Raw genomic sequence first — 21,079 nt, forward strand, 5'->3', positions numbered from 1 at the left:
TACGCCCCGGTGATTGCCCCTCGCGGAGCTAGCCCACGATCCCACGCTCGCGCAGCGCCGCGATCTGCTCATCGCTCAATCCGATTTCCTTCAGCACCGCGTCGGTGTTCTCTCCGAGCGCGGGCGCGTCGTGCCGGTGGCTGGCCGGCGTGAGCGACAGCTTGGGCACGAAGCCGGGCACCGCGAGATCGCTGCCGTCGGCCATGCGCACCTGTTGCAGCATGCCGCGCGCGGCGTAGTGCGGGTCGGCCGCGATGTCGGCGATGGTGTAGATGCGCCCGGCCGGCACGTGCGCCGCATCGAGCGCCGCCAGCACCTCGCCCACGGTGCGCTGCGCGGCCCAGTCGCCGATGGCGGCGTCCAGCATTTCCACCTGCGCCACGCGGCCCGTGTTGCCGGCCAGCGCCGGGTCGGCCGCCAGGTCAGGCCGGCCGATGCATTCCATGAGCCGGCGGAAGATGCTGTCGCCGTTGCCCGCGACGATGGCGTAGCCGCCATCCGCGCAGCGGTAGGCATTGGTCGGCGCGATGCCCGGCAGCGCGCTGCCGGCGGCCTCGCGCACCGCGCCGAAGGCGTCGTACTCGGGCAGCAGGCTTTCCATGCAGTTGAAGACCGCCTCATAGAGCGCCACGTCGACCACCTGCCCGCGCCCCTTCGGATATTCCGCGCTCACCGTCGCATGCCGGTGCTGCATCGCCATCAGCACGCCGATCACGCCGTGCAGCGAGGCCAGCGTGTCGCCTATCGAGACGCCAACGCGCACCGGCACGCGGCCCGGTTCGCCCGTGAGATGGCGCAGCCCGCCCATGGCCTCGGCCACCACGCCGAAGCCGGGTCGGTCGCGATACGGCCCCGTCTGGCCGTAGCCGCTGATGCGCAGCATCACGAGCGCGGGGTTGGCGGCCAGCAGCTCGTCGGGGCCCAGGCCCCAGCCTTCCATCGCGCCGGGCCGGAAGTTCTCGACCAGCACGTCGGCCTCCGCCGCGAGCTTGCGCACCACGGCCTGCGCCTCGGCCTCGCGCAGGTCCAGCGCCAGCGAGCGCTTGTTGCGCGACTGGACCTGCCACCAGACCGAGGTGCCGTCCTTCAGCAGCCGCCAGGTGCGCAGCGGATCGCCTGCGCCGGGCGGCTCGATCTTGATGACGTCCGCGCCGAAATCGCCCAGCGTGCGCGCGGCGAAGGGCCCGGCGATGAGCTGTCCCAGCTCGATGACCTTGAGGCCGGCCAGCGGGCCCGCCGAGGAGGATGAGGTTGTGCTTGTGGTCGTCGTCATGGCGCCCGAGTGTGCCGCCCCGCCGGGCCGGGAAGGGAAAACACCTATGAATTCTTGACTCCGCCGACCTCGGGTTCGCCGCAGTGCAGCAATCGGAGCCCGCGCCCTGCTCCTTCCTCGGGGAGAAAGGGTCTTGCTGCGGCGCAATGCGGGCTCCGGCATCGGTCTCCGGGGCCTTACGCAAGGTCAAGAAAGTATCGATTCCCGGCGCTATCTCTGGTTGTTGGCGTCGGGAGCGGTTCGTACAGTCCGCCCCATGCAACCCGACCTGGAAATCGTCGAAGTCCGCGGTGACGAATCGTTCACCTGCTGGGCGCACGGATACCCGTACCGCACGGTGCGCTGGCACTTCCATCCCGAGTACGAGATCCAGCTCATCGTCGAGACCCAGGGCGTGTATTTCGTGGGCGACCACGTCGGCCACTTCGAGCCCGGCAACCTGGTGCTGATGGGCCCCGACCTGCCCCACAACTGGATCAGCGACGTGCCCGCCGGCCAGAGTGTTGAACGGCGCGGCATCGTGATCCAGTTCCCGGCCTCGCTGGCGCAGGGCATGGCCGCGACCTTCCCCGAGTTCGAGCGCATCGCACCGCTGCTGGCCGAATCGGGCTCGGGTCTGCTGTTCTCGGCCGAGACCGCCGCGACGGCCAAGCCGATCATGGAATCGCTGCTGGAGGCGCGCGGCCTTCGGCGCGTGGTGCTGCTGCTGTCGCTGCTCGAGCTGCTGGCCGACGGCCGGGACCGCCAGCGCCTCGCCAGCCCCGCCTTCAAGCCCGACCCCAAGGCCTTCATGTCGCACGCGATCAACAACGTGCTGGCGCACATCGCCGCCAACCTGGGCGACGACCTGCGCGAGCCGATGCTGGCCGAGCTGGTGGGCCAGAGCCCCAGTGCCTTCTCGCGCTCGTTCCGCAAGCACACGGGCCAGTCCTTCGTGCGCTATGTGAACCGGCTGCGCATCAGCCGCGCCTGCGAGCTGCTCACCAACAGCGAGAAGCCCGTGCTCGACGTCTGCATGGACGTGGGCTTCAACAACGTGTCGAACTTCAACCGGCAGTTCCTGCTGCACAAGCGCATGCCGCCCACCAAGTTCCGCCAGTTCCACCGCATGCAGGCAGCCGCCTCGCGCGCAGCCAGCCCGCCGTAGCGCACGGCGCCACCACCGTTCCCCCCGCGTCGTTTCCGGCGCGGCGCATCGAGGCGCCGCGCGGGGCGGCCCTTTGCCAGCGTTTCTTCCACGGACAGCAAGACAACCTCAAGGAGACAGCCACCATGACGAACCTTCTCAAAGCCACCGCCCTCACCGCATGCATCGCCGCGCTGGTCTGCGGCACTTCGGCCGCGCAGGCCCAGGCGGCGAAGCAGCCGCTGCGCATCGGCATGACCTTCCAGGAGCTCAACAACCCCTATTTCGTGACCATGAAGCAGGCGCTGGAGGAAGCCGCCGCCAGCATCGGCGCGACCGTGGTCACCACCGACGCGCGCCACGACGTGGCCAAGCAGATCGGCGACGTGGAGGACATGATCCAGAAGAAGGTCGACATCCTGCTGCTGAACCCGACCGACTCCACCGGCGTGCAGTCGGCCGTGCGCTCGGCCAAGAAGGCGAACCTGGTGGTGGTGGCGGTGGACGCCAACGCGCAGGGTCCGGTCGACTCCTTCGTGGGCTCGAAGAACACCGACGCCGGCCGCCTGGCCTGCGACTACCTCGCGAAGAACATCGGCGAGAAGGGCGACGTGGCCATCCTCGACGGCATCCCGGTGGTGCCGATCCTCGAGCGCGTGAAGGGCTGCCGCGAGGCGCTCGCCAGGTACCCCGGCATCAAGGTGGTGAGCACGCAGAACGGCAAGCAGGAGCGCGCCACCGCGCTCACCGTGACCGAGAACATCCTGCAGGCCAACAAGGACCTGAAAGGCATCTTCAGCGTGAACGACGGCGGCTCCATGGGCGCGCTCGCCGCCATCGAGGCCAGCGGCAAGGACGTGAAGCTCGCCAGCGTCGACGGCGCGCCCGAGGCCATCAAGGCGATGCAGAAGCCGGGCTCGAAGTTCATCGCCACCACCGCGCAGTACCCGCGCGACCAGATCCGCCTGGCTATCGGCATCGCGCTGGCGAAGAAGTGGGGCGCCAACGTGCCGGCCGCAGTACCTGTCGACGTGAAGCTGATCGACGCCGAGGGCGCGAAGACCTTCAGCTGGTAACCCTCGCATCGACGAGTTCAAGGCCATGGAAGACACCGCCGAAATGCTTCGGCTCGAAGGCGTCTCGAAGAGCTTTCCCGGCGTGAAGGCGCTCTCGGGCATCGACCTCTCGATCCGCAAGGGCGAGGTGCACGCGCTGCTCGGCGAGAACGGCGCGGGCAAGTCGACGCTGATGAAGATCCTCGGCGGCATCCACCAGGCCGACGAGGGGCGCATCCTCATCGAGGGCAGCGAGCGCAGGTTCGCGGGCTACAACGACGCGATCGCCGCGGGCATCGGCATCATCTTCCAGGAGTTCAGCCTCATCCCGTACCTGAACGCGGTGGAGAACATCTTCCTCGGCCGCTACCTGAAGAACCGCTTCGGGCTGATGGACAGGGCGGCGATGAAGCGCTCGGCGCGCGAGCTCTTCGATGAGCTGGGCGTGCACATCGACCTCGACGCGCCCATCTGCCGCCTCTCGGTGGCGCAGCAGCAGTTCGTGGAGATCGGCAAGGCGCTCTCGCTGAAGGCGCGCCTGCTGGTGCTCGACGAGCCGACCGCCACGCTCACGCCGAACGAGGCCGGGCATCTGTTCAACATCATGCGGGAGCTGCGCGCCAGGGGCGTGGCGATGATCTTCATCTCGCACCACCTCGACGAGATCTTCGAGGTGTGCGACCGCATCAGCGTGCTGCGCGACGGCGCCAACGCGGGGCACGCCGAAGTGGGCGAGACGAACGTCGATGCGCTGGTCGAGATGATGGTGGGCCGGCGCATCGAGCACAGCTTTCCGCCGAAGCCGCAGCCCGCGCCGCGCGGGCGCAAGGTGCTGGAAGTGCCGCACATCCAGCTCGCCAAGGGCGGGCCTGTCAACGCCTTCGAGCTGCACGAGGGCGAGATCCTCGGCTTCGCGGGGCTGGTCGGCTCGGGCCGCACCGAACTGGCGCTGGGCATGATGGGCGCCGACCGCGCCTACCGCAAGACGGTGCTGCGCAACGGCAAGCCCGTGCGGCTGGACAACCCGACGCAGGCGCTGGAACACGGCATCGGCCTGCTGCCCGAGAGCCGCAAGGTGGAAGGGCTCATCACCGACTTCACGATCCGCTTCAACATCTCGCTGAACAACCTCGGCAGGCACCGCAGCGCGGGACTGGTCAGCAGGGCATCGGAAGAGCGCTCGGCCGCCGAGCTCTCGCGCCGCGTGGGCGTGAAGGCGCCCGGCATCGAAACCCGCGTGGCCACGCTATCGGGCGGCAACCAGCAGAAGGTGGTGATCGCACGCTGGCTCGGCCACGACTGCGACGTGCTGATCTTCGACGAGCCCACGCGCGGCATCGACGTGGGCGCCAAGGCAGAGATCTACGGGCTCATGCGCGAACTCACGCGGCAGGGCAAGTCGATCGTGATGATCTCCAGCGAGCTGCCCGAGATCGTGGGCATGTGCGACCGCGTCGCGGTGTTCTCGGGCGGCTCCATCGTGGCCACGCTCGAGGGCGACTCCATCAACTCCGGCGACATCATGCGCCACGCAACCAAAGGGGGCCTGCAATGAACGCCACCGCCACCCATCCCGTGCCGCCGGTTCCCGCCGGCGGGCTCTTCACCCGGCTGCGCCGCTCGACGGCCTTTCTTCCGCTGGTGGGCCTGGTCGCGATCTCGGTCTTCATGATCGTGGCGACCGACAACTTCCTCTCGTGGAGCAACCTGCAGAACATCGCGCTGCAGTCGTCGATCAACGCGATCATCGCGGTGGGCATGACGGCCGCGATCCTCACCGGCGGCATCGATCTTTCGGTGGGCGCGGTGGTGGCGCTCTCGGGCACGCTGGCCTCGGGGCTGATGGTGCAGTTCGGGCTGCCGCCGGTGCTCGCCGTGCCGCTGGGCCTGGGCGTGGGCGTGGTGATCGGCCTGTTCAACGGCTACTGCGTGGCCTACCTGCGCATGCCGCCCATCATCGTGACGCTGGCCACCATGGGCATCGCGCGCGGCATCGCGCTGATCTACACCGGCGGCTATCCCATCGACGGGCTGCCCGATTCTTTCGCCTTCCTCGGCGGCGGCGTGCTGGCGGGCATCAAGGTGCCGATCCTCATCATGCTGGCGACCTACCTCGCGGCCTACGTGCTGCTGAACATGGCGCCCTTCGGCCGCTACGTGTACGCCATCGGCGGCAACGAGGAAGCCACGCGGCTGTCGGGCGTGCGGGTGTCGCGCTACAAGCTGCTGGTGTATGCGCTCAGCGGCTTCACCGCGGCGGTGGCCGGCATCGTGCAGGCCTCGCGCGTGACCAGCGGGCAGCCCGGCGTGGGCGTGGGCTTCGAGCTCGACGCCATCGCGGCCGTGGTGATGGGCGGCACCTCCATCGCGGGTGGCCGCGGCGCCATCGTGGGCACGCTGGTCGGCGCGCTGCTGCTGGGCGTGCTGAACAACGGCCTGAACATGATCGGCGTGTCGCCGTACCTGCAACTGATCATCAAGGGCGGCATCGTGCTGCTCGCCATCTTCATCAGCCGCGAGGCAAAACGCTGAGCCCTTTCCCGCCTTGCTCCTTCCCCCGCTGGGGGAAGGCTGGGATGGGGGCAGGCAGGGCGTGCCCAATGGTCACGCCGCTTGCCCCCACCCCTGCCCTCCCCCAACGGGGGAGGGAGAAAAACCCGAAACAACCTCTCTGAACACAAGGAACCCATGTCCTATCAAAAGCTCCAGCCCGGCACCTCGGGTGCCATCTCGCAACTCGCCTCCATGCAGGCCGTGGTCTGCCACGGCCCGAAGGACTATCGGCTCGAGACCGTCGACATGCCGGTCATCGGCGCCAACGAGCTGCTGATCTCCATCGCCGCCTGCGGCATCTGCGCCTCCGACTGCAAGTGCCACTCGGGCGCGAAGATGTTCTGGGGCGGCGACGGGCAGCCCTCGTGGGTGAAGGCACCGGTGATCCCGGGCCATGAGTTCTTCGGCTACGTCGAGGCGCTGGGCGAAGGCGCGGCCGAGCACTTCGGCGTGGAGAAAGGCGACCGCGTGATCGCCGAGCAGATCGTGCCCTGCGGCAAGTGCCGCTTCTGCACCTCGGGCAAGTACTGGATGTGCGAGGTGCACAACATCTTCGGCTTCCAGCGCATCGTGGCCGACGGCGGCATGGCCGACTACATGCGGCTGCCGCCCACCGCCCGCGTGCACAGGATTCCCGACGGCATCCCGCTGGAAGACGCAGCCATCATCGAGCCGCTCTCGTGCGCGATCCACACGGTGAACCGCGGCGAGATCCAGCTCGACGACGTGGTGGTGATCGCCGGTGCCGGGCCGCTGGGGCTGATGATGGTGCAGGTGGCGGCACTGAAGACACCGAAGAAGCTGATCGTGATCGACCTCGTGCCCGAACGCCTCGCGCTCGCGAAGCAGTACGGCGCCGACGTCGTCATCAACCCTAAGGCCGAGAACGCCGACGCCATCGTCAAGGGCCTGACCGGCGGCTACGGCTGCGACGTGTACATCGAGACCACCGGCGTGCCCGCGGGCGTGACCCAAGGCCTGGACATGATCCGCAAGCTCGGCCGCTTCGTGGAGTTCAGCGTGTTCGGCTCGGAGACCAGCGCCGACTGGTCGATCATCGGCGACCGCAAGGAGCTCGACGTGCGCGGCGCGCACCTGGGACCGTACTGCTACCCCGTTGCCATCGACCTGCTGGCGCGCGGCCTCGTCACCTCGAAGGGCATCGTCACGCACGACTTTCCGCTGACCGAATGGGAGCGCGCCTTCGCGCTGGCAAACTCGCTGGATTCCATCAAGGTGCTGCTGAAGCCGCAGCCCCGATCCTGAGAGACAACCAGCCAGAGGACACCATGAAATACGTGATCGGCGTCGACATCGGCACGCAGAGCACCAAGTGCCTGCTCGTCGGCATCGACGGCAAGGTGCATTCGCAGCACAGCGTCGCCTACCAGCCCGAGACGCCGAAGCCGTTGTGGGCGCAGCAGGACTGCGAGGTGTGGTTCGACGCGGTATGCGAGAGCGTGCGTGCCTGCGTGGCCGGCAGCGGCGTCGCACCCTCCGACATCGCCGCGATGTGCGTGAGCAGCCTCTACGGCGGCGCGGGCATTCCGGTCGATGAAGAGATGCGCCCGCTGCACCCCTGCCTGATCTGGATGGACCGCCGCGCCACCGCCGAGGTCGACGCGGTGAATGCGAATGTCGACGTGGCACGGCTGCAGGCCATCACCGGCAACGGCGTGGACAGCTACTACGGCTTCACCAAGATCCTGTGGGTGCGCGAGCACCTGCCCGAGGTATGGGCGAAGACGCGCCACTTCCTGCCGCCCAACAGCTACGTCAACTGGCGGCTCACCGGCGAACTGGCGGTCGACCACAGCTCGGCCGGCAACATCGGCGGCGTGTACGACGCGGCGCGCCGGCAGTGGTCGGAAGAAGCGATGGGCATGCTCGGCATTCCGTCGCGCATGATGCCGCCGCGCCTGGTGGAGTCGAGCGACGTGGTCGGCGCTCTGGGTGCCGAATGGGCGGCGAAGCTCGGCCTTGCCGAGGGCATGCCGCTGATGGCGGGCGGGGTCGACGCGGCGGTCGCCACCTTCTGCGCGGGCGTCACCGGCAGCGGCGACCACGTGGCGATGATCGGCACCAGCATGTGCTGGGGCTTCGTGAGCCCCACGGTCGATGCGCGGCACAAGCTCATCACCATGCCGCACGTGTACCGCGGCGCGGACCGCAGCTATGTGTTCGGCGGCGCTATCACCGCGGGCGCCGCGGTCACCTGGTTCCGCGAGGCCTTCTGCCAGGCCGAGATCGCGGAGGCCGCGCGCACCGGCGAGGACGCGCACGCGCTCATCGAGCGCAAGGCGGTCGACGTGCCGCCGGGTGCCGAGGGCCTGGTGTTCCTGCCCTACCTCATGGGCGAGCGCAGCCCGATCTGGGACGCGCAGGCCAAGGGCGCGTTCATCGGGCTTTCGCTCGCGCACAGCCGCGCACACCTTTACCGCGCGGTGCTCGAAGGCGTGAGCTTCGCACTGCAGCACAACATCGAGGCCGGGCACCGAAGCGGCCAGCCGCTGGACGAGCGCCTGATCGTGGTCGGCGGCGCGGCGCACTCCGATCTCTGGATGCAGATCGTCGCGGACATCACGGGCTACCCGGTGTTCACCATCGAGCAGGAAGTGGAAGCGGCACTGGGCGCGGCGATGCTCGCGGCGCTCGGCGCCGGGCTGGTCGACGCGGCCACCGCCGAGCGCGGCTGGGTCACGCTGGTGGAGCGCGCGCGGCCCGAGCCCCGCGCGCAGGCCGTCTATCGCGAACGCTTCGAAATCTACAAATCGCTCTACCCCGCGCTGCGCGATGCGATGCAGCGGCTGAAATGACCATCTCCTTCGACTTCTCCGGACGCCGCGCCCTCGTGACCGGTGCGAGCAGCGGCATCGGCCGCGCGGTGGCGGCACGGCTCGCACAAGCGGGCGCGCAGGTCACGGCCATCGGGCGCAATGCCGCGGCACTGGCTGCGCTGCATACCGAAGCCGGCTGCACGCCCCTGTTGCTCGACGTGGCCGATGCACCGGCGCTGGAACGTGCGCTGGCTGCCCTGCCCGCCTTCGATCTCGTGGTGAATTGCGCCGGCATCGCGCTGCTCGAATCCGCCATCGAACTGCAGGCCGACAGTTTCGACGCGGTGATGGCCGTCAACGCGCGCGCGGCGGCACTGGTGGCCTCGCGCTGCGGCAAGGCGATGATCACGGCCGGCGTGCGCGGCAGCATCGTCAACGTGTCGAGCCAGGCTTCGCTGGTCGCGCTCGACGCACATCTTTGCTACTGCGCCTCGAAGGCCGCGATGGACGCCGTCACGCGCTCGCTGTGCCTGGAGTTCGGCCCGCACGGCATCCGCGTGAACAGCGTGAACCCGACCATCACGCTCACGCCGATGGCGCAGCAGGCCTGGGCCGATCCGGAAAAGAGCGCCGCGGCTCTCAGGAACATTCCGCTGGGCCGCTTCGCGCAGGTGGAGGAAGTGGTGGCGCCGATCCTCTTCCTGCTGGGCGACGGCGCGTCGATGATCAGCGGCGCGGCGCTGCCGGTGGACGGCGGCTACACCGTCGTCTGAAACCGGGGGCGCTCAGGCGAGGCGGGTGCCGCCCCGGGGAGACGATTCGAGCATCGCGTCGAGGTTGCGCGTGATCTTCTGCTCGATCATTTCGCTGAAGCTGCTGAACAGGAAGCCCAGCGTCGCGTCGAGCTTGAAGGTGGTGTCGGTGACTTCGACGGTGCCGTCGATGCCGGCGCGCGTGAAGGTGGCGGTGTCGCAGCCCTCGCCCTGCGTGTAGACGCATTCGAGGCCGAACTCCTGCTCGGCCTGCTGGATCCACTTGCGTGCGACGACACGCGCGCGTGCGATGCCCAGTGTGTGGTTGCGTTCGATGTGGATGTCAGGCACCGCGATCTCCGGTCTTGTCGTGTTCAGGGCTGGTCTGGGTCTGAAGGATACCCGTCGCTGCCTGCAGGGCGACGCGGCGTTCCTCTGTGGTGGGAAGCGCGGCGATGCGCCGCACCTCGGCATAGAAGCGCGGCCAGTCGCGGCCTTCGCGCTCGAAGAGTTTCTCGAAGCTGGGCACGAGGTCGTCGTAGGCGCCCTGCGCGCCGAAGGCCGCGTTGTTGGCGCGCGCCACCCAGGCGTCGTAGGCGTTCTGGCGCGGGCCGCTCCAGCCGGCCTTCAGCTTGGTATAGCGTTCGCGGAAGTCGGCCATGGCGGCCTGCTTCATGACGTCCACCCTGGCCCAGTCCTTGGCCTTGGCCTCGGGCGACTCGTAGACCTGCGTGAGCGCGCGGCGGGTGTTGAGCGCGAGCGCGCGGAAATCCTGGCGCTGCGCATCGAACTGCGCGTACTCGCGCCGCGCCGCGTCGCCGGCCTCGCGCTGCAGCCACATCGCGCCGCCGATGCGCTCGACCGCCGTGGCGTAGGACTCGTTGAACACCGTGTCGCCGGCCACGTAGAGCACCTGGTGCGCCAGCTCGTGGAACACGATGCGGGCCAGCTCGCCCTCGGGATAGCCGATGAAGGTGGACAGCAGCGGATCGCCGCCGGCCCAGTTCATCCAGCCCAGCGTGGAGTACGCGGGCACCGGGTACACGGCCACTTCCAGGTCCTGCTTCTTCTGCTCCTCGGCTTCGGCCTTGGCCGCTTCCTCGCTGTAGTAGCCGCGATAGCCCACGCAGCCCGCCACCGGGAAGCACCAGCTCTTGAGCGTGAGCGAATACGGCGGCGCCGCCACCACGTTCCACACGGCCGCGGGGCGGTGAAGATCGGCGTACGACTTGTAGCTGGCGTTGTCGGGCAGGCCGAGCTCGGCCGACGCGAAGTTGCGGATGCGCTGCGTGAGTTCGAGCTTGGTCTTCAGCGCGGCCGACACCGACGGGTCTGCCAGCCACTCGGGCACCGGCTTGGCGGCCCGCATGATGCCGATGTGGCCGCTGGCGGACTGCCAGTAGTAGCCGAGGTCGGCGCAGCCGGTGAGCAGGAGCAGCGAACCGGCGAGCGCGAGCGCCGGAAGAACGCGAAGAGGCCTCACACCTTCTCGACTTCGACCAGGCAGTCGTAGAAGGTCGGCCCGCGGCCGATGTCGGTCAGGCGCTGGCTGGTGAGCTCGTTGACGTTGGTGCCGTCCATGCCGAGCTTGCGCCACCAGATGCCCATGCCGTGCACCACGCCCTGTCGTGCGCGGCGCGAGACCTCGGCGCGGCAGCGGTGCTCGCCGCGCTTGTTGAAGACGCGCACCGTCGCCCCGTCCTCGATGCCGCGCGCTGCGGCGTCGGCCTCGTGGATCTCGAGCAGCGGCTCGACCTCGATGGCGCGCAGGCTCGTCACGTTGACGAAGGTCGAGTTGAGGAAATTGCGCGCTGGTGGCGAGATCATGGCCAGAGGGAACTCGGTCGAGCTGCCTGCCGGCTCCCAGTTGGGCACGTGCTCAGGCAGGCCGTCCATGCCCATGGCCTGCAGGCGGTCGCTGAAGAACTCGCAGCGGCCCGAGGGCGTGGGGAATCGGCCCTCGGCGAACGGAGCCTCGGGCAGCTTCAGGCTGCTGAAGCCCTGGGCCAACAGCTCGGAGAAATCGATGTTGCGCTCGGCGAAAGCAGTGCGGCACAGCGTCTCGTCGGAATCGGAGAAGCAGGGCTCGTCGAAGCCCATGCGCTTCGCCAGTTCGCGGAACACCCAGGCGTTGCTGCGAGCCTCGCCGCGCGGCGCCACGGCCGGGCGGTTCAGCAGCACGTCGGTGTGGCCGTAGCTGCAGTGGATGTCCCAGTGCTCCAGCTGCGTGGTGGCGGGCAGCAGGTAGTCGGCGTAGTCGGCGGTGTCGGTGCGGAACTGCTCCAGCACCACCGTGAAGAGGTCTTCGCGCGCGAAGCCCGCCGCCACCTTGGCCGACTCGGGCGCCACCGCCACCGGGTTGCTGTTGTAGACCACGATGGCCTTCACCGGGTTGGCGGTGTCCAGCAGCGCGTCGCCGATGGTGCTCATGTTGATGGTGCGCGGCTTGCGCCCGGCCAGCAGGTCGGGGCGCTGCAGCGCGGCGCGGTCCACCGGGTAGTGGCCCGAGCTGCTCAGCAGCAGGCCGCCCGCGCGGTCGCGCCAGGCGCCCACCAGCGCCGGCAGGCATGCCACGGCGCGGGCCGCGTTGCCGCCGCCGCGCACGCGCTGCATGCCGTAGTTCAGGCGGATGGCGGCCGGTTTCGTGGTGCCGTAGGCCTTCGCGAGCGAGACGATCTGCTCTTCGGGAATGCCGCAGACCTGGGCCGCGCGCGACGGCGGCCATTGCAGCGCGCGCTCGCGCAGCTGCTCCCAGCCCAGCGTGTGGCTGGCGATGTAGTCGTGGTCGAGCCAGTCGTTCACGATCAGCTCGTGCATCAGGGCCAGCGCCAGCGCGGCGTCGGTGCCGGGCAGCAGCGCGATGTGCTCGTCGCACTTGTCGGCGGTCTCGGTCCTGCGCGGGTCGATGCACACCAGCCGCGCGCCGGCGCGCTTGGCGGCCTGGGCGTGGCGCCAGAAATGCAGGTTGCTGGCGATGGAGTTGCTGCCCCAGATCAGGATCAGCTTCGCCTCGACGAAGAACTCGATGCGCATGCCGACCTTGCCGCCCAGCGTGTAGAGCATGGCCTCGCCGCCGGCCATCGAGCAGATCGTGCGGTCCAGCAGGGTGGCGCCCAGCTTGTGGAAAAAGCGCCTGTCCATGGACTCGCCCTGCACCAGGCCCATGGTGCCCGCATAGCTGTAGGGGACAATAGCTTCGGGTTTTCCCTGTAATACTCGAAGATTAGCGGCGATGTCGTCCAGCGCGGCGTCCCAGCTCACCGGCTCGAACTGGCCGCTTCCCTTGGGGCCGACGCGCTTCAGGGGCTGCACCAGCCGTTCGGCATGGTCGTTGCGTTCGATGTAGCGCGACACCTTGGTGCACAGCACCCCGCCCGTGTGCGAATGGGCGGGGTTGCCCTGCAGCTTCACGGCAACGCCGTCCCTGACGGTGGTGACCAGCGCGCAGGTGTCCGGACAGTCGTGCGGGCAGGCGCCCAGCACGGTGGTCGTTGCGGGCTGGGCGGGCGCTTCTTCGAGCGAGGTATCCGGTGCGTGGGCCATCGGGCAAGTCTAATTTGTGCGCGAATCAGAGCGCGGGAGTGGGTTTTCATCATGTTGAATCGACGTCATTTTTCCCTGGCCGCCGGCGCGGCCGCCACGCTGGGCGGCTTCGGCATCGCCCGGGCGCAGGGCGACACGCCGCTGGTGCTCGGCCAGTCGGCGCCGTTCACCGGCCCGGCAGCGCAGCTGGGCATCCAGTTCCACCAGGGCGCCAAGCTGTTCCTGGACCAGTACAACGCCCAGCCGGGCCGCCGCAACGTGGTCATCAAGAACCTGGACGACGGCTATGAGCCCGACCGCTGCGCGGCCAACACGCAGAAGCTGATCGACGAAGACGCCTTCGCCCTGTTCGGCTATGTCGGCACCCCGACCAGCCTGGCCGCCCTGCCGCTGGCCGCGAAGGACAAGGTGCCTTTCGTGGCCCCCTTCACCGGCGCGATGTCGCTGCGCGAGCCCTTCCAGAAGAACGTGTTCCACCTGCGCGCCTCGTACAACGACGAGACGGCGCTGATGGTGAAGCAGCTCACCCACCTGGGCCTGAAGAAGATCGCGGTCTTCTACCAGAACGACGCCTACGGCAAGGCCGGGCTCGACGGCGTGACGCTGGCGCTCGCCGAGCAGCAGCTCAAGCCGGTGGCGCTGGCCACCGTGGAGCGCAATTCGGCCGACGTGGCGCAGGCGGTGAAGACCATCGTGGCGGCGCGGCCCGACGCGGTGGTGCAGGTGGGCGCGTACAAGGCCTGCGCCGCCTTCATCCGCGAGGCACGCAAGGCGGTCTACGGCGGCACCTTCTTCAACATGTCCTTCGTGGGCACGCAGGCGCTGGCGGACGAGCTGGGCAAGGACGCGGCCGGCGTGATGGTGACGCAGGTGGTGCCCTCGCCCTACAACCAGGCCAACGCGCTGGCGCGCGAGTTCAACGAAGCGGTGCGCAAGGCCGGCGGCGGCGCGAGCGCCAATTTCTCCAGCATGGAAGGCTACCTGGCCGCGAAGGTGCTGACCGAGGGCCTGCGCAAGGCACCGGGCAAGCCCACGCGCGAGAGCCTCATCGCCGGGCTGGAAAGCATCGACCGCCAGCAGTTCGGCGGCTTCGAGGTGTCGTTCTCGGCGAAGAACCACGTGGGCTCGAAGTTCGTCGAGCTCTCGATGCTGACGGGCGACGGCCGCGTCAGGACTTGAAGTTCTTTCGTGGAATACCGCGGAACCGGCTTTGCCGGGCCGCAGGTATTGCCCCCTTGAGGGAGTTGGCGAAGCGACACGAAGTGCGCGAAGCCTGGGGGTGGTGGGTCAGCTCAGCCCGTCGACGGCCTGGAACATGGCCTGGCGCGCCTGGCTGACGATCTGTCCGCGCCAGGCGTCGGTGTCCGTATAGAAGGCTTCCAGCATCCGCGCCCGGATGCCGTCCGCCAGCTCGGCCGGCGCCTGCGGATGCTTGTGCAGCCAGTGGTCGGCGCGCAGCGCGCCGGTCACTTCCAGGATCGGCAGCGTGCCGTATTCGAGCGCGATGCCGGTGTATTCGGCCTGCGGGCATTCCTCGTACACCGAATCCCACATCAACCCGCGCAGCAGCGCCGAAGTGGAGGAGCCGTCGTAGATCGAGGTGACTGGCGCGGCCGGCGTGCCCCACCACGCGTTGGCGCGCGCATAGGCGACCTTGTCGTCGCGGCAGGCGAAGATGCGTTCGCCCAGGCCGTTCGGGCCCAGCCCCGTGTGCAGGTCGATCCACGCGATGCGCTTCGCGCGGCCGGCATGGCGGCGCAGCACATCGCGGATGGTCTTGTTGCTCCAGGTCGGCGCCTTGCCGCCGTAGAACAGGCCGTCGTCGAACTGGTACTGCCCGCTGGTCACTGCCGCCTGGTAAGCGGTGGTGCCGTGCTTGCCTATCCACTTCTCGATGGCCGCCTGGTTCTCCGGCGTGGGCGGCCAGGTGTCGGGCAACAGCAGCTCGTGCAGCTTCGCGTAGGGCTCGTTGACCGGCACCGGCTTCGAGAAGTCGATGAAGTTGCGGTTGAGGTCGACGTTCTCGTGCGTCACGCGACGGCCGTACGAGAAGCCGTGCGGATTGAGCGCATGCACGTACAGCACCGCCACGCCCTGCGCCTTCGCCTTCTCGCGCCATTCGGCGTCGTGCAGCGCGAACACCTGCACGCCGCTGCCGCAATGGCCCTCGACGCCATGGCATGCGCTGCTGACGACCAGCAGGTTCTGCGCATCGGGTGCGCCGTCGAGCGCCACGTCCATCGAGAGCTCCTCGCCCTCGCGCCCCTTGAGCGGATGGGCATGCGGCTCGACCGTGAGGCCGGCGCTCACGCAGCCCTGCAGGAATTTCTGGCGCGCCTGCGCGTAGCGCGGCGAAAAGGCTTCGGCGATTCCGATCATGTGGCGCAGGACCTTTCTCGGTGGATCAGGCGATCAGGGTGGTCGGGCGATCAGGCCGCGGCGCCGCCGGGCTTGAGGAACTGCTCCGCGATCTGCACCCAGCAGGTGGCCCCCAGCGGGATCAGATCGTCGTTGAAGTCGTAGCTCGCGTTGTGCAGCGTGCACGGACCTTCGCCGTGGTGCACGTCGCGGTGCGCGCCGTCGCCGTTGCCGATGAAGGCGTAGGCGCCGGGCTTGGCCTGCAGCATGAAGGCGAAGTCTTCCGAGGTCATGGCGGCCTCCTGCTTCAGCACGTTCTCGGCGCCGACGACACCGCCCATCACGCGGCGCGCGAAGTCGGCCTCGGCCTCGGTGTTGATGGTGGGCGGGTAGTAGCGCTCGAAGCGGAACTCGCAGGTCGCGTCGTGCGCGGCGCAGATGTTGTCGCAGATCTTCTTCATGCGCGCCTCGATCATGTCGAGCACCTCGATGGAGAAGGTGCGCACCGTACCCGACAGCTCGCAGTTGTCGGGAATCACGTTGTTGGTTTCACCCGCATGGATGGTGGTGACCGAGATCACGGCCGAATCGGTCGGCTTCATCTTGCGCGTGAGGATGGTCTGGAAGGCCTGCACGATCTCGCAGGCGATCGGCACCGGATCGACGCCGGTCTGCGGCAGCGCCGCGTGGCCGCCCTTGCCGATCACGTTGACGAAGAACTTGTTGCCCGAGGCCATCACCGGGCCGGGGCTCACGGCGAACTGGCCGGCCTTCATGCCGGGCCAGTTGTGCATGCCGAACACGGCATCCATGGGGAATTTCTCGAAGAGGCCTTCCTTGATCATCTCGCGGGCGCCGCCGCCGCCTTCCTCGGCCGGCTGGAAGATCAGGTAGACGGTGCCGTCGAAGTTGCGGTGCTTCGACAGGTGCTGCGCGGCCGCGAGCAGCATCGCGGTGTGGCCGTCGTGGCCGCAGGCGTGCATCTTGCCGTGGTGCTTGCTGGCGTGGGCGAAGGTGTTGAGCTCGGTGACGGGCAGCGCGTCCATGTCGGCGCGCAGGCCGACCGCGCGGTTGCTGGTGCCGTTCTTGACGATGCCCACCACGCCGGTGGTGCCCAGGCCGCGGTGGATGGGAATGCCCCATTCGGTGAGCTTGCCTGCCACCACGTCGGCGGTGCGGACTTCTTCGAAGCAGAGTTCGGGATGAGCGTGGAGGTCACGTCGGACGGCGGCGATGCCGGCCGCCTGCGTGACGATCGAATCGATGAGTTTCATGGGGTGGTCGTCTCAAAACGCCAGTCTATCCACTATGGCGTTTCGGGGCACCTCGGAAAACACGCAGCCCGAGAGGGCTGCCGGGACATGCGTGGGCCTTTACTCAGTGCCCGGCCGTCCAGAAGCCCACGTGCGGCGCCGCGGCTTCCTGCTCGAGCAACGGCCCGATCACCTCGACGCGCCGTTGCCCGCGCGCGAAGACTTCGCGGCAGGGAAGCGAAAAGGTCGGGTTCTCGGGATGGTCGCCGGTCAGGCCGAGCAGCGCGTGTTCCGAGAGCGCGTAGACCACGCGCCCGATGTTGGTCCAGTAGATCGCGCCAGCGCACATGCAGCAGGGCTCGGCGCTGGTGAAGAGCGTGCAGCGCGCGAGTTCCTCGGGCGTGAGCAGCCGCGCGGCCTGCGCGGCCGCCACCAGCTCGGCGTGCTGCGTGGGGTCGCCCTCGGGCGGCATCGAGTTGTTGCCCGCGGTGACCACCACCTCGCCGTGCTCGTTGGCCACCAGCGCGGCGAAGGGATGGCGCCCGCGCGCCTTCGACTCGTCCGACAGGCGGATGGCCATGCGAAGCAGTTCGAGGTCGCGCGGGGACAGGTCGTCGGTGGTCATGCGCGGACGATACCCCGGTCAGCGGCCGATGCTCTTCAGGTAGTCGGCGCGCGCGGCCAGCGCGGTGTCGGTGAAGTCGGTGAACACCCCGTCCACGCCGAGCTTGTAGTACACGCCGTATTCGTTCTTGCCGTCCTTGTTGTAGTCGGAGGCCAGGCGGCGCGACTCGTTGCGGAAGGTGAAGGGGTGCACGAACAGGCCCGCCTTGTGCGCGTCGGCGATCAGCGAGGTGGGCGCCGTGGAGGTGGCGTCTGCGTCGTTGATCTTGCCGTCCTTGTTGACGTCCACCGGCTTGCCGTCGGCGCCGATGGTGCCCTTGATGCTCACGATGTAGCGCTTCCAGGGGCCGATGCCGTCGGCATAGGTCTTGATCTCGGCCAGGCCCGCGGGCGTGACCATGGCGTCGAAGTTGCGCTTGTCGCCGGCCTTGGTCCAGTCGTAGGGACGGTCGCTGGGCACCGCGAAGGTGACCGCGCCGGTCTTCAGGTCGACGCTGTCGCCGTCGATCAGCTGGATGAGCCTGGTGTTCAGGCCCTTGCTCTTCATGTACTTGAGGCTGCCCGGCTCGAAGGACTGCACGTAGATGGGCGCGGTCTTGCTGTTCCAGCCGGCCGCGTTGATGGCGGCGATGACCTTGTCTTCCATCGGCAGGCCGAGGTCGCGGAAGTAGGTCGGGTTCTTGGTCTCGGGGTAGATGGCGATGGTGCGGCCGGTTTCCTTCGACTTGGCCTTGGCGAAGTCGATGATCTCCTGGAAGGTCGGCACCTTGTACTTGCCGTTGAATTCCTGCGGGCGCTCGGCGTCGGTGGAGATGGCGCCCAGGGTCTTGATCTCGGCCAGCGTGAAGTCGTTGCTGAACCAGCCGGTCTGGGTTTCGCCGTCGACCTTGATGGTCTTCTTGCGCGAGGCGAAGCGGGGGTGCTTGGCCACGTCGGTGCTGATGGCGAGGTTGGGGTCGTGGCGGGCGATGAGCACGCCGTCCTTGGTGGAGATCAGGTCCATCTCGATCACGTCGGCGCCGAGTTCGATGGCGCGGGCATAGGCTTCGAGCGTTTCCTCCGGCAGATAGCCCGATGCACCACGATGGGCAATGACCAGCGGCGGCTTGCCGTCCAGCGTCAGCAGCTTGCCGCCGCTGGAGGGGCCTCCGGTGCTGCTGCAGGCTGCCAGGGCAATGGCGGCGGTTGCGGTCAGGGCGATCTGAAAGGTGCGCATGGTCCTTGTTTCTCCGTTCAAAAGAAGAGGCGCAGGGTACCCGTTTAGCGTGACAGCTTCGACCTCGGCGCGCGCATGGAGCCGACTTCCGGGAGAATGTGTTGCATGCTCCATACGCTTTCCCCCCAAAGCCTGCTGCTGGCCCAGACCCTGGTGCGCATGAACACCATCAGCGCCAACAGCAACCTCGAACTGATCGACTTCGCGCAGAGCCACCTCGCGGCCCTGGGCGTCAAGAGCCGCATCACCTACAACGCCGAACGCACCAAGGCGAACCTGTTCGCCACGCTGGGCGAGGGCAAGCCGGCCGGCGTGATCGTCTCGGGCCACACCGATACGGTGCCATGGGACGGGCAGGACTGGAGCGTCGACCCGCTGTCCGCCGTGGTGCAGAACGAGCGCCTCTATGGGCGCGGCTCGGCCGACATGAAGAGCTTCATCGCCATCGCGCTGTCGAACGCGAAGCGCTTCCTGGAAAGCGACGCCCCCTTCGCGGTGCACTTCGCCTTCAGCTACGAGGAAGAAATCGGCTGCTTCGGCGTGAAGGAACTCATCGCCGACATGCGCGATGCAGGCATCAAGCCTGTCGCCTGCATCGTGGGCGAACCCACCAGCATGGTGCCCGCCATCGCGCACAAGGGCGTGTACCGCTACAAGTGCTGCGTGCGCGGCAAGGAAGCGCACTCCTCGCTCACGCCGAAGTCGGTCAACGCCATCGAGATGGCGGCCCGAGTGATCGGCAAGGTGCGCGACATGGCCGAGGGCTTCGAGCGCAGCGAGGCGCGCTACGAGGGCTTCGACGTGCCCTTCAGCACCGCGAGCGTGGGCCAGTTCCACGGCGGCATCGCCGACAACGTGGTGCCGCGCGACGCCGAGTTCCGCTATGAATTCCGCGATCTTCCCACCGCCGATGCCGGGAAGATGCAGGCCGAGGTGGTCGCCTATGCGGGCAGCCTCGAGCCCGCGATGAAGAAGGTGGCGCCCGACACGGGCTTCAGCTTCGAGACCATCTGCGAGATCCCGAGCTTCCTCGGCGCGGCCGACAACCCCATCACCAAACTGGCGCAGCGCCTCGCCGGCGAAGAGCGCACCACGCTGGTGGCCTTCGGCACCGAAGCGGGTCTTTTCAAGAACGCCGGCATCCCCACCGTGGTGTGCGGACCCGGCAGCATCGAGCAGGCGCACCAGCCCGACGAATACGTGAGCCTCGAGCAGCTCGCGCGCTGCGAGCTGTTCATGGAGCGCCTTGCGTCCACGCCGAGCATTGGCTGACCGCGGCGACAACAACAACGACGCATCGCGGCGCATGAAGCGCGTCGCGCTCGGCCTGCTTTGCGGCGCCGCTCTGCTCTACGCGGTGGCGAGCGTGCTGCACGACCGCCATCCGGCCTGGGGCTACGTGGCGGCCTTCGCCGAGGCCGCGATGGTCGGCGCCATCGCCGACTGGTTCGCGGTGGTGGCGCTCTTTCGTCATCCGCTGGGCCTGCCGATTCCGCACACGGCCATCATCCCGAGCAACAAGGACCGCATCGGCGCCAAGCTCGCGGGCTTCATCTGCGACAACTTCCTGAGCACCGGGCAGGTGCTCGCCAAGCTGCGGCAGTTCGACGCGGCCGGCCGCATCGCCGACTGGCTCGCGCGGCCCGCCAGCGGCGAGAAGCTCGGCGAATGGGGCGTGGCCGCCACGCGCTACGGGCTCTCGGCCTTCGACGACGAGCGCGTGCGCGACTTCATGGGCCGCGCCGCCGCGGCGGGCCTCGCGAAGATCGACCTCTCGCGCCTCACCGGCCAGGCGCTGGACGCGCTCACCGCCGGCGGGCGCCACCAGGCGCTGCTCGACGACGTGCTGCAGCAGGTGGCCGGCCTGCTCGAAGGCGAGGAGGCGCAGGCCCACATCACCGAGGCCATCGCGCGCGAGATCAAGACGCTGCGCTACGTGGGCCTCGACCAGGTCGCCGCCAAGCTGGCCACGCGCAAGATCGTCGCGGCCGTGGCACGCACCATCGGAGAGCTCGCGGCCGAGCCCGATCACCCGATGCGCAGGCGCTTCGATCACTTCGTCGACGACTTCGTGGTGCGCCTGAAGCTCGACCCCGAGTTCCAGCAGCGCGGCGAGCAGATCCGCGCCGAGCTGGTCGCGCACCCTGCCCTGGGCGACTACCTGCACGGGCTGTGGGGCGAGCTGCTGGCGTGGCTGCACGACGACCTGGGCCGCGGCGACTCGGCCATCCGCCAGCGCATCGCGTCGATGGCCGGCGCGCTGGGCACGCGGCTGCAGGGCGACGAGGCCATCCGCCGCTGGATCAACGAGCAGATCGAGGCGGCCGCGCCGCTGGCCATCGAGCGCTACCGCGAGGACATCCGCCGCTACATCGAGGAGCGCGTGGGCGAGTGGAACGCACAGGAGATGACGGTCGAGCTCGAGCGCCACATCGGGCGCGACCTGCAGTTCATCCGCATCAACGGCACGCTGGTGGGCGGGCTGGTGGGGCTGCTGATCCACACGGCCACGCAGCTGCTGCGCGGCTGAAGCCCGCGGGTAATCCACA

The 21,079-nt window shown here is 68.5% G+C and carries 18 protein-coding genes; 10 read left to right on the top strand and 8 right to left on the bottom strand.

Features of this window, described 5'->3' with window-relative positions; all coding sequences use genetic code 11:
• Positions 1-28 precede the first annotated feature (28 nt).
• Positions 29-1,273 carry a CaiB/BaiF CoA transferase family protein gene (locus EJP69_RS21000; RefSeq protein WP_126472391.1) on the bottom strand — a complete coding sequence of 415 codons (1,245 nt, stop codon included), beginning with the start codon at positions 1,271-1,273 and terminating at the stop codon, positions 29-31.
• 256 nt (positions 1,274-1,529) lie between these two features.
• Here EJP69_RS21000 and EJP69_RS21005 point away from each other — a divergent pair, with 256 nt between their 5' ends.
• The 7 genes from EJP69_RS21005 (at position 1,530) to EJP69_RS21035 (ending at position 9,557) form a co-directional block, all read left to right on the top strand.
• Positions 1,530-2,420, top strand: coding sequence for a helix-turn-helix domain-containing protein (locus tag EJP69_RS21005; RefSeq protein ID WP_126472392.1), 891 nt, complete (start codon positions 1,530-1,532; stop codon positions 2,418-2,420).
• Between the two features lie 125 nt (positions 2,421-2,545).
• Positions 2,546-3,475 (top strand): ABC transporter substrate-binding protein, encoded by a 930-nt coding sequence (locus EJP69_RS21010; RefSeq protein ID WP_126472393.1) that lies wholly within the window; start codon positions 2,546-2,548, stop codon positions 3,473-3,475.
• Between the two features lie 25 nt (positions 3,476-3,500).
• A complete protein-coding gene (locus EJP69_RS21015; protein WP_126472394.1) occupies positions 3,501-5,009 on the top strand; it encodes a sugar ABC transporter ATP-binding protein in 1,509 nt (502 codons plus the stop codon).
• Positions 5,006-5,986, top strand: a complete 981-nt coding sequence (locus tag EJP69_RS21020; protein ID WP_126472395.1) for an ABC transporter permease — start codon at positions 5,006-5,008, stop codon at positions 5,984-5,986. The genes EJP69_RS21015 and EJP69_RS21020 overlap by 4 nt, the downstream gene beginning before the upstream one ends.
• Before the next feature lie 156 nt (positions 5,987-6,142).
• Positions 6,143-7,273, top strand: coding sequence for an alcohol dehydrogenase catalytic domain-containing protein (locus tag EJP69_RS21025; protein WP_126472396.1), 1,131 nt, complete (start codon positions 6,143-6,145; stop codon positions 7,271-7,273).
• A 23-nt stretch (positions 7,274-7,296) separates the two neighbouring features.
• Complete coding sequence (locus EJP69_RS21030; RefSeq protein WP_126472397.1) at positions 7,297-8,823, top strand: FGGY-family carbohydrate kinase; 1,527 nt, start codon at positions 7,297-7,299, stop codon at positions 8,821-8,823.
• Positions 8,820-9,557: an SDR family oxidoreductase gene (locus EJP69_RS21035; protein ID WP_126472398.1), complete on the top strand. Its 738-nt coding sequence runs from the start codon at positions 8,820-8,822 to the stop codon at positions 9,555-9,557. The genes EJP69_RS21030 and EJP69_RS21035 overlap by 4 nt, the downstream gene beginning before the upstream one ends.
• 12 nt (positions 9,558-9,569) lie before the next feature.
• Here EJP69_RS21035 and EJP69_RS21040 read toward each other — a convergent pair whose 3' ends face one another.
• From EJP69_RS21040 to EJP69_RS21050, 3 genes are read right to left on the bottom strand one after another with little or no spacing between them, the layout of a single operon-like run.
• On the bottom strand, positions 9,570-9,887 hold the full coding sequence (locus tag EJP69_RS21040) for a polyhydroxyalkanoic acid system family protein (RefSeq protein ID WP_093209190.1): 318 nt from the start codon (positions 9,885-9,887) through the stop codon (positions 9,570-9,572).
• The gene (locus EJP69_RS21045; RefSeq protein ID WP_126472399.1) at positions 9,880-11,019 is read right to left on the bottom strand and encodes an aminopeptidase; all 1,140 of its coding nucleotides are present in this window, start codon (positions 11,017-11,019) and stop codon (positions 9,880-9,882) included. Before EJP69_RS21045 ends, EJP69_RS21040 begins: the two co-directional genes overlap by 8 nt.
• Complete coding sequence (locus EJP69_RS21050; RefSeq protein WP_126472400.1) at positions 11,016-13,079, bottom strand: molybdopterin-containing oxidoreductase family protein; 2,064 nt, start codon at positions 13,077-13,079, stop codon at positions 11,016-11,018. Before EJP69_RS21050 ends, EJP69_RS21045 begins: the two co-directional genes overlap by 4 nt.
• Before the next feature lie 51 nt (positions 13,080-13,130).
• On the opposite strand from EJP69_RS21050, the gene EJP69_RS21055 reads away from it, so the two are divergent.
• The gene (locus EJP69_RS21055; RefSeq protein WP_093301388.1) at positions 13,131-14,258 is read left to right on the top strand and encodes an ABC transporter substrate-binding protein; all 1,128 of its coding nucleotides are present in this window, start codon (positions 13,131-13,133) and stop codon (positions 14,256-14,258) included.
• Positions 14,259-14,366: 108 nt separating this feature from the next.
• On the opposite strand, the gene EJP69_RS21060 is transcribed toward EJP69_RS21055, so the two are convergent.
• From EJP69_RS21060 to EJP69_RS21075, 4 genes are all read right to left on the bottom strand, one after another.
• Positions 14,367-15,458 (bottom strand): M14 family metallopeptidase, encoded by a 1,092-nt coding sequence (locus tag EJP69_RS21060; RefSeq protein WP_093209198.1) that lies wholly within the window; start codon positions 15,456-15,458, stop codon positions 14,367-14,369.
• Positions 15,459-15,508: 50 nt separating this feature from the next.
• Positions 15,509-16,711, bottom strand: a complete 1,203-nt coding sequence (locus EJP69_RS21065; RefSeq protein WP_126472401.1) for a M20 aminoacylase family protein — start codon at positions 16,709-16,711, stop codon at positions 15,509-15,511.
• 103 nt (positions 16,712-16,814) lie between these two features.
• Positions 16,815-17,315, bottom strand: a complete 501-nt coding sequence (locus EJP69_RS21070) for a nucleoside deaminase (protein ID WP_126472402.1) — start codon at positions 17,313-17,315, stop codon at positions 16,815-16,817.
• Positions 17,316-17,333: 18 nt separating this feature from the next.
• Positions 17,334-18,530, bottom strand: a complete 1,197-nt coding sequence (locus tag EJP69_RS21075) for a glycerophosphodiester phosphodiesterase (RefSeq protein ID WP_093301384.1) — start codon at positions 18,528-18,530, stop codon at positions 17,334-17,336.
• A 105-nt stretch (positions 18,531-18,635) separates the two neighbouring features.
• On the opposite strand from EJP69_RS21075, the gene argE reads away from it, so the two are divergent.
• Positions 18,636-19,802 (top strand): acetylornithine deacetylase, encoded by a 1,167-nt coding sequence (gene argE, locus EJP69_RS21080; protein WP_126472403.1) that lies wholly within the window; start codon positions 18,636-18,638, stop codon positions 19,800-19,802.
• Positions 19,777-21,060, top strand: a complete 1,284-nt coding sequence (locus EJP69_RS21085; RefSeq protein ID WP_240652252.1) for a DUF445 domain-containing protein — start codon at positions 19,777-19,779, stop codon at positions 21,058-21,060. The genes argE and EJP69_RS21085 overlap by 26 nt, the downstream gene beginning before the upstream one ends.
• The last annotated feature ends 19 nt before the right edge of the window (positions 21,061-21,079 follow it).

It is taken from the genome of Variovorax gossypii, from assembly GCF_003965815.1.
GTDB classification, from domain to species: domain Bacteria; phylum Pseudomonadota; class Gammaproteobacteria; order Burkholderiales; family Burkholderiaceae_C; genus Variovorax; species Variovorax gossypii.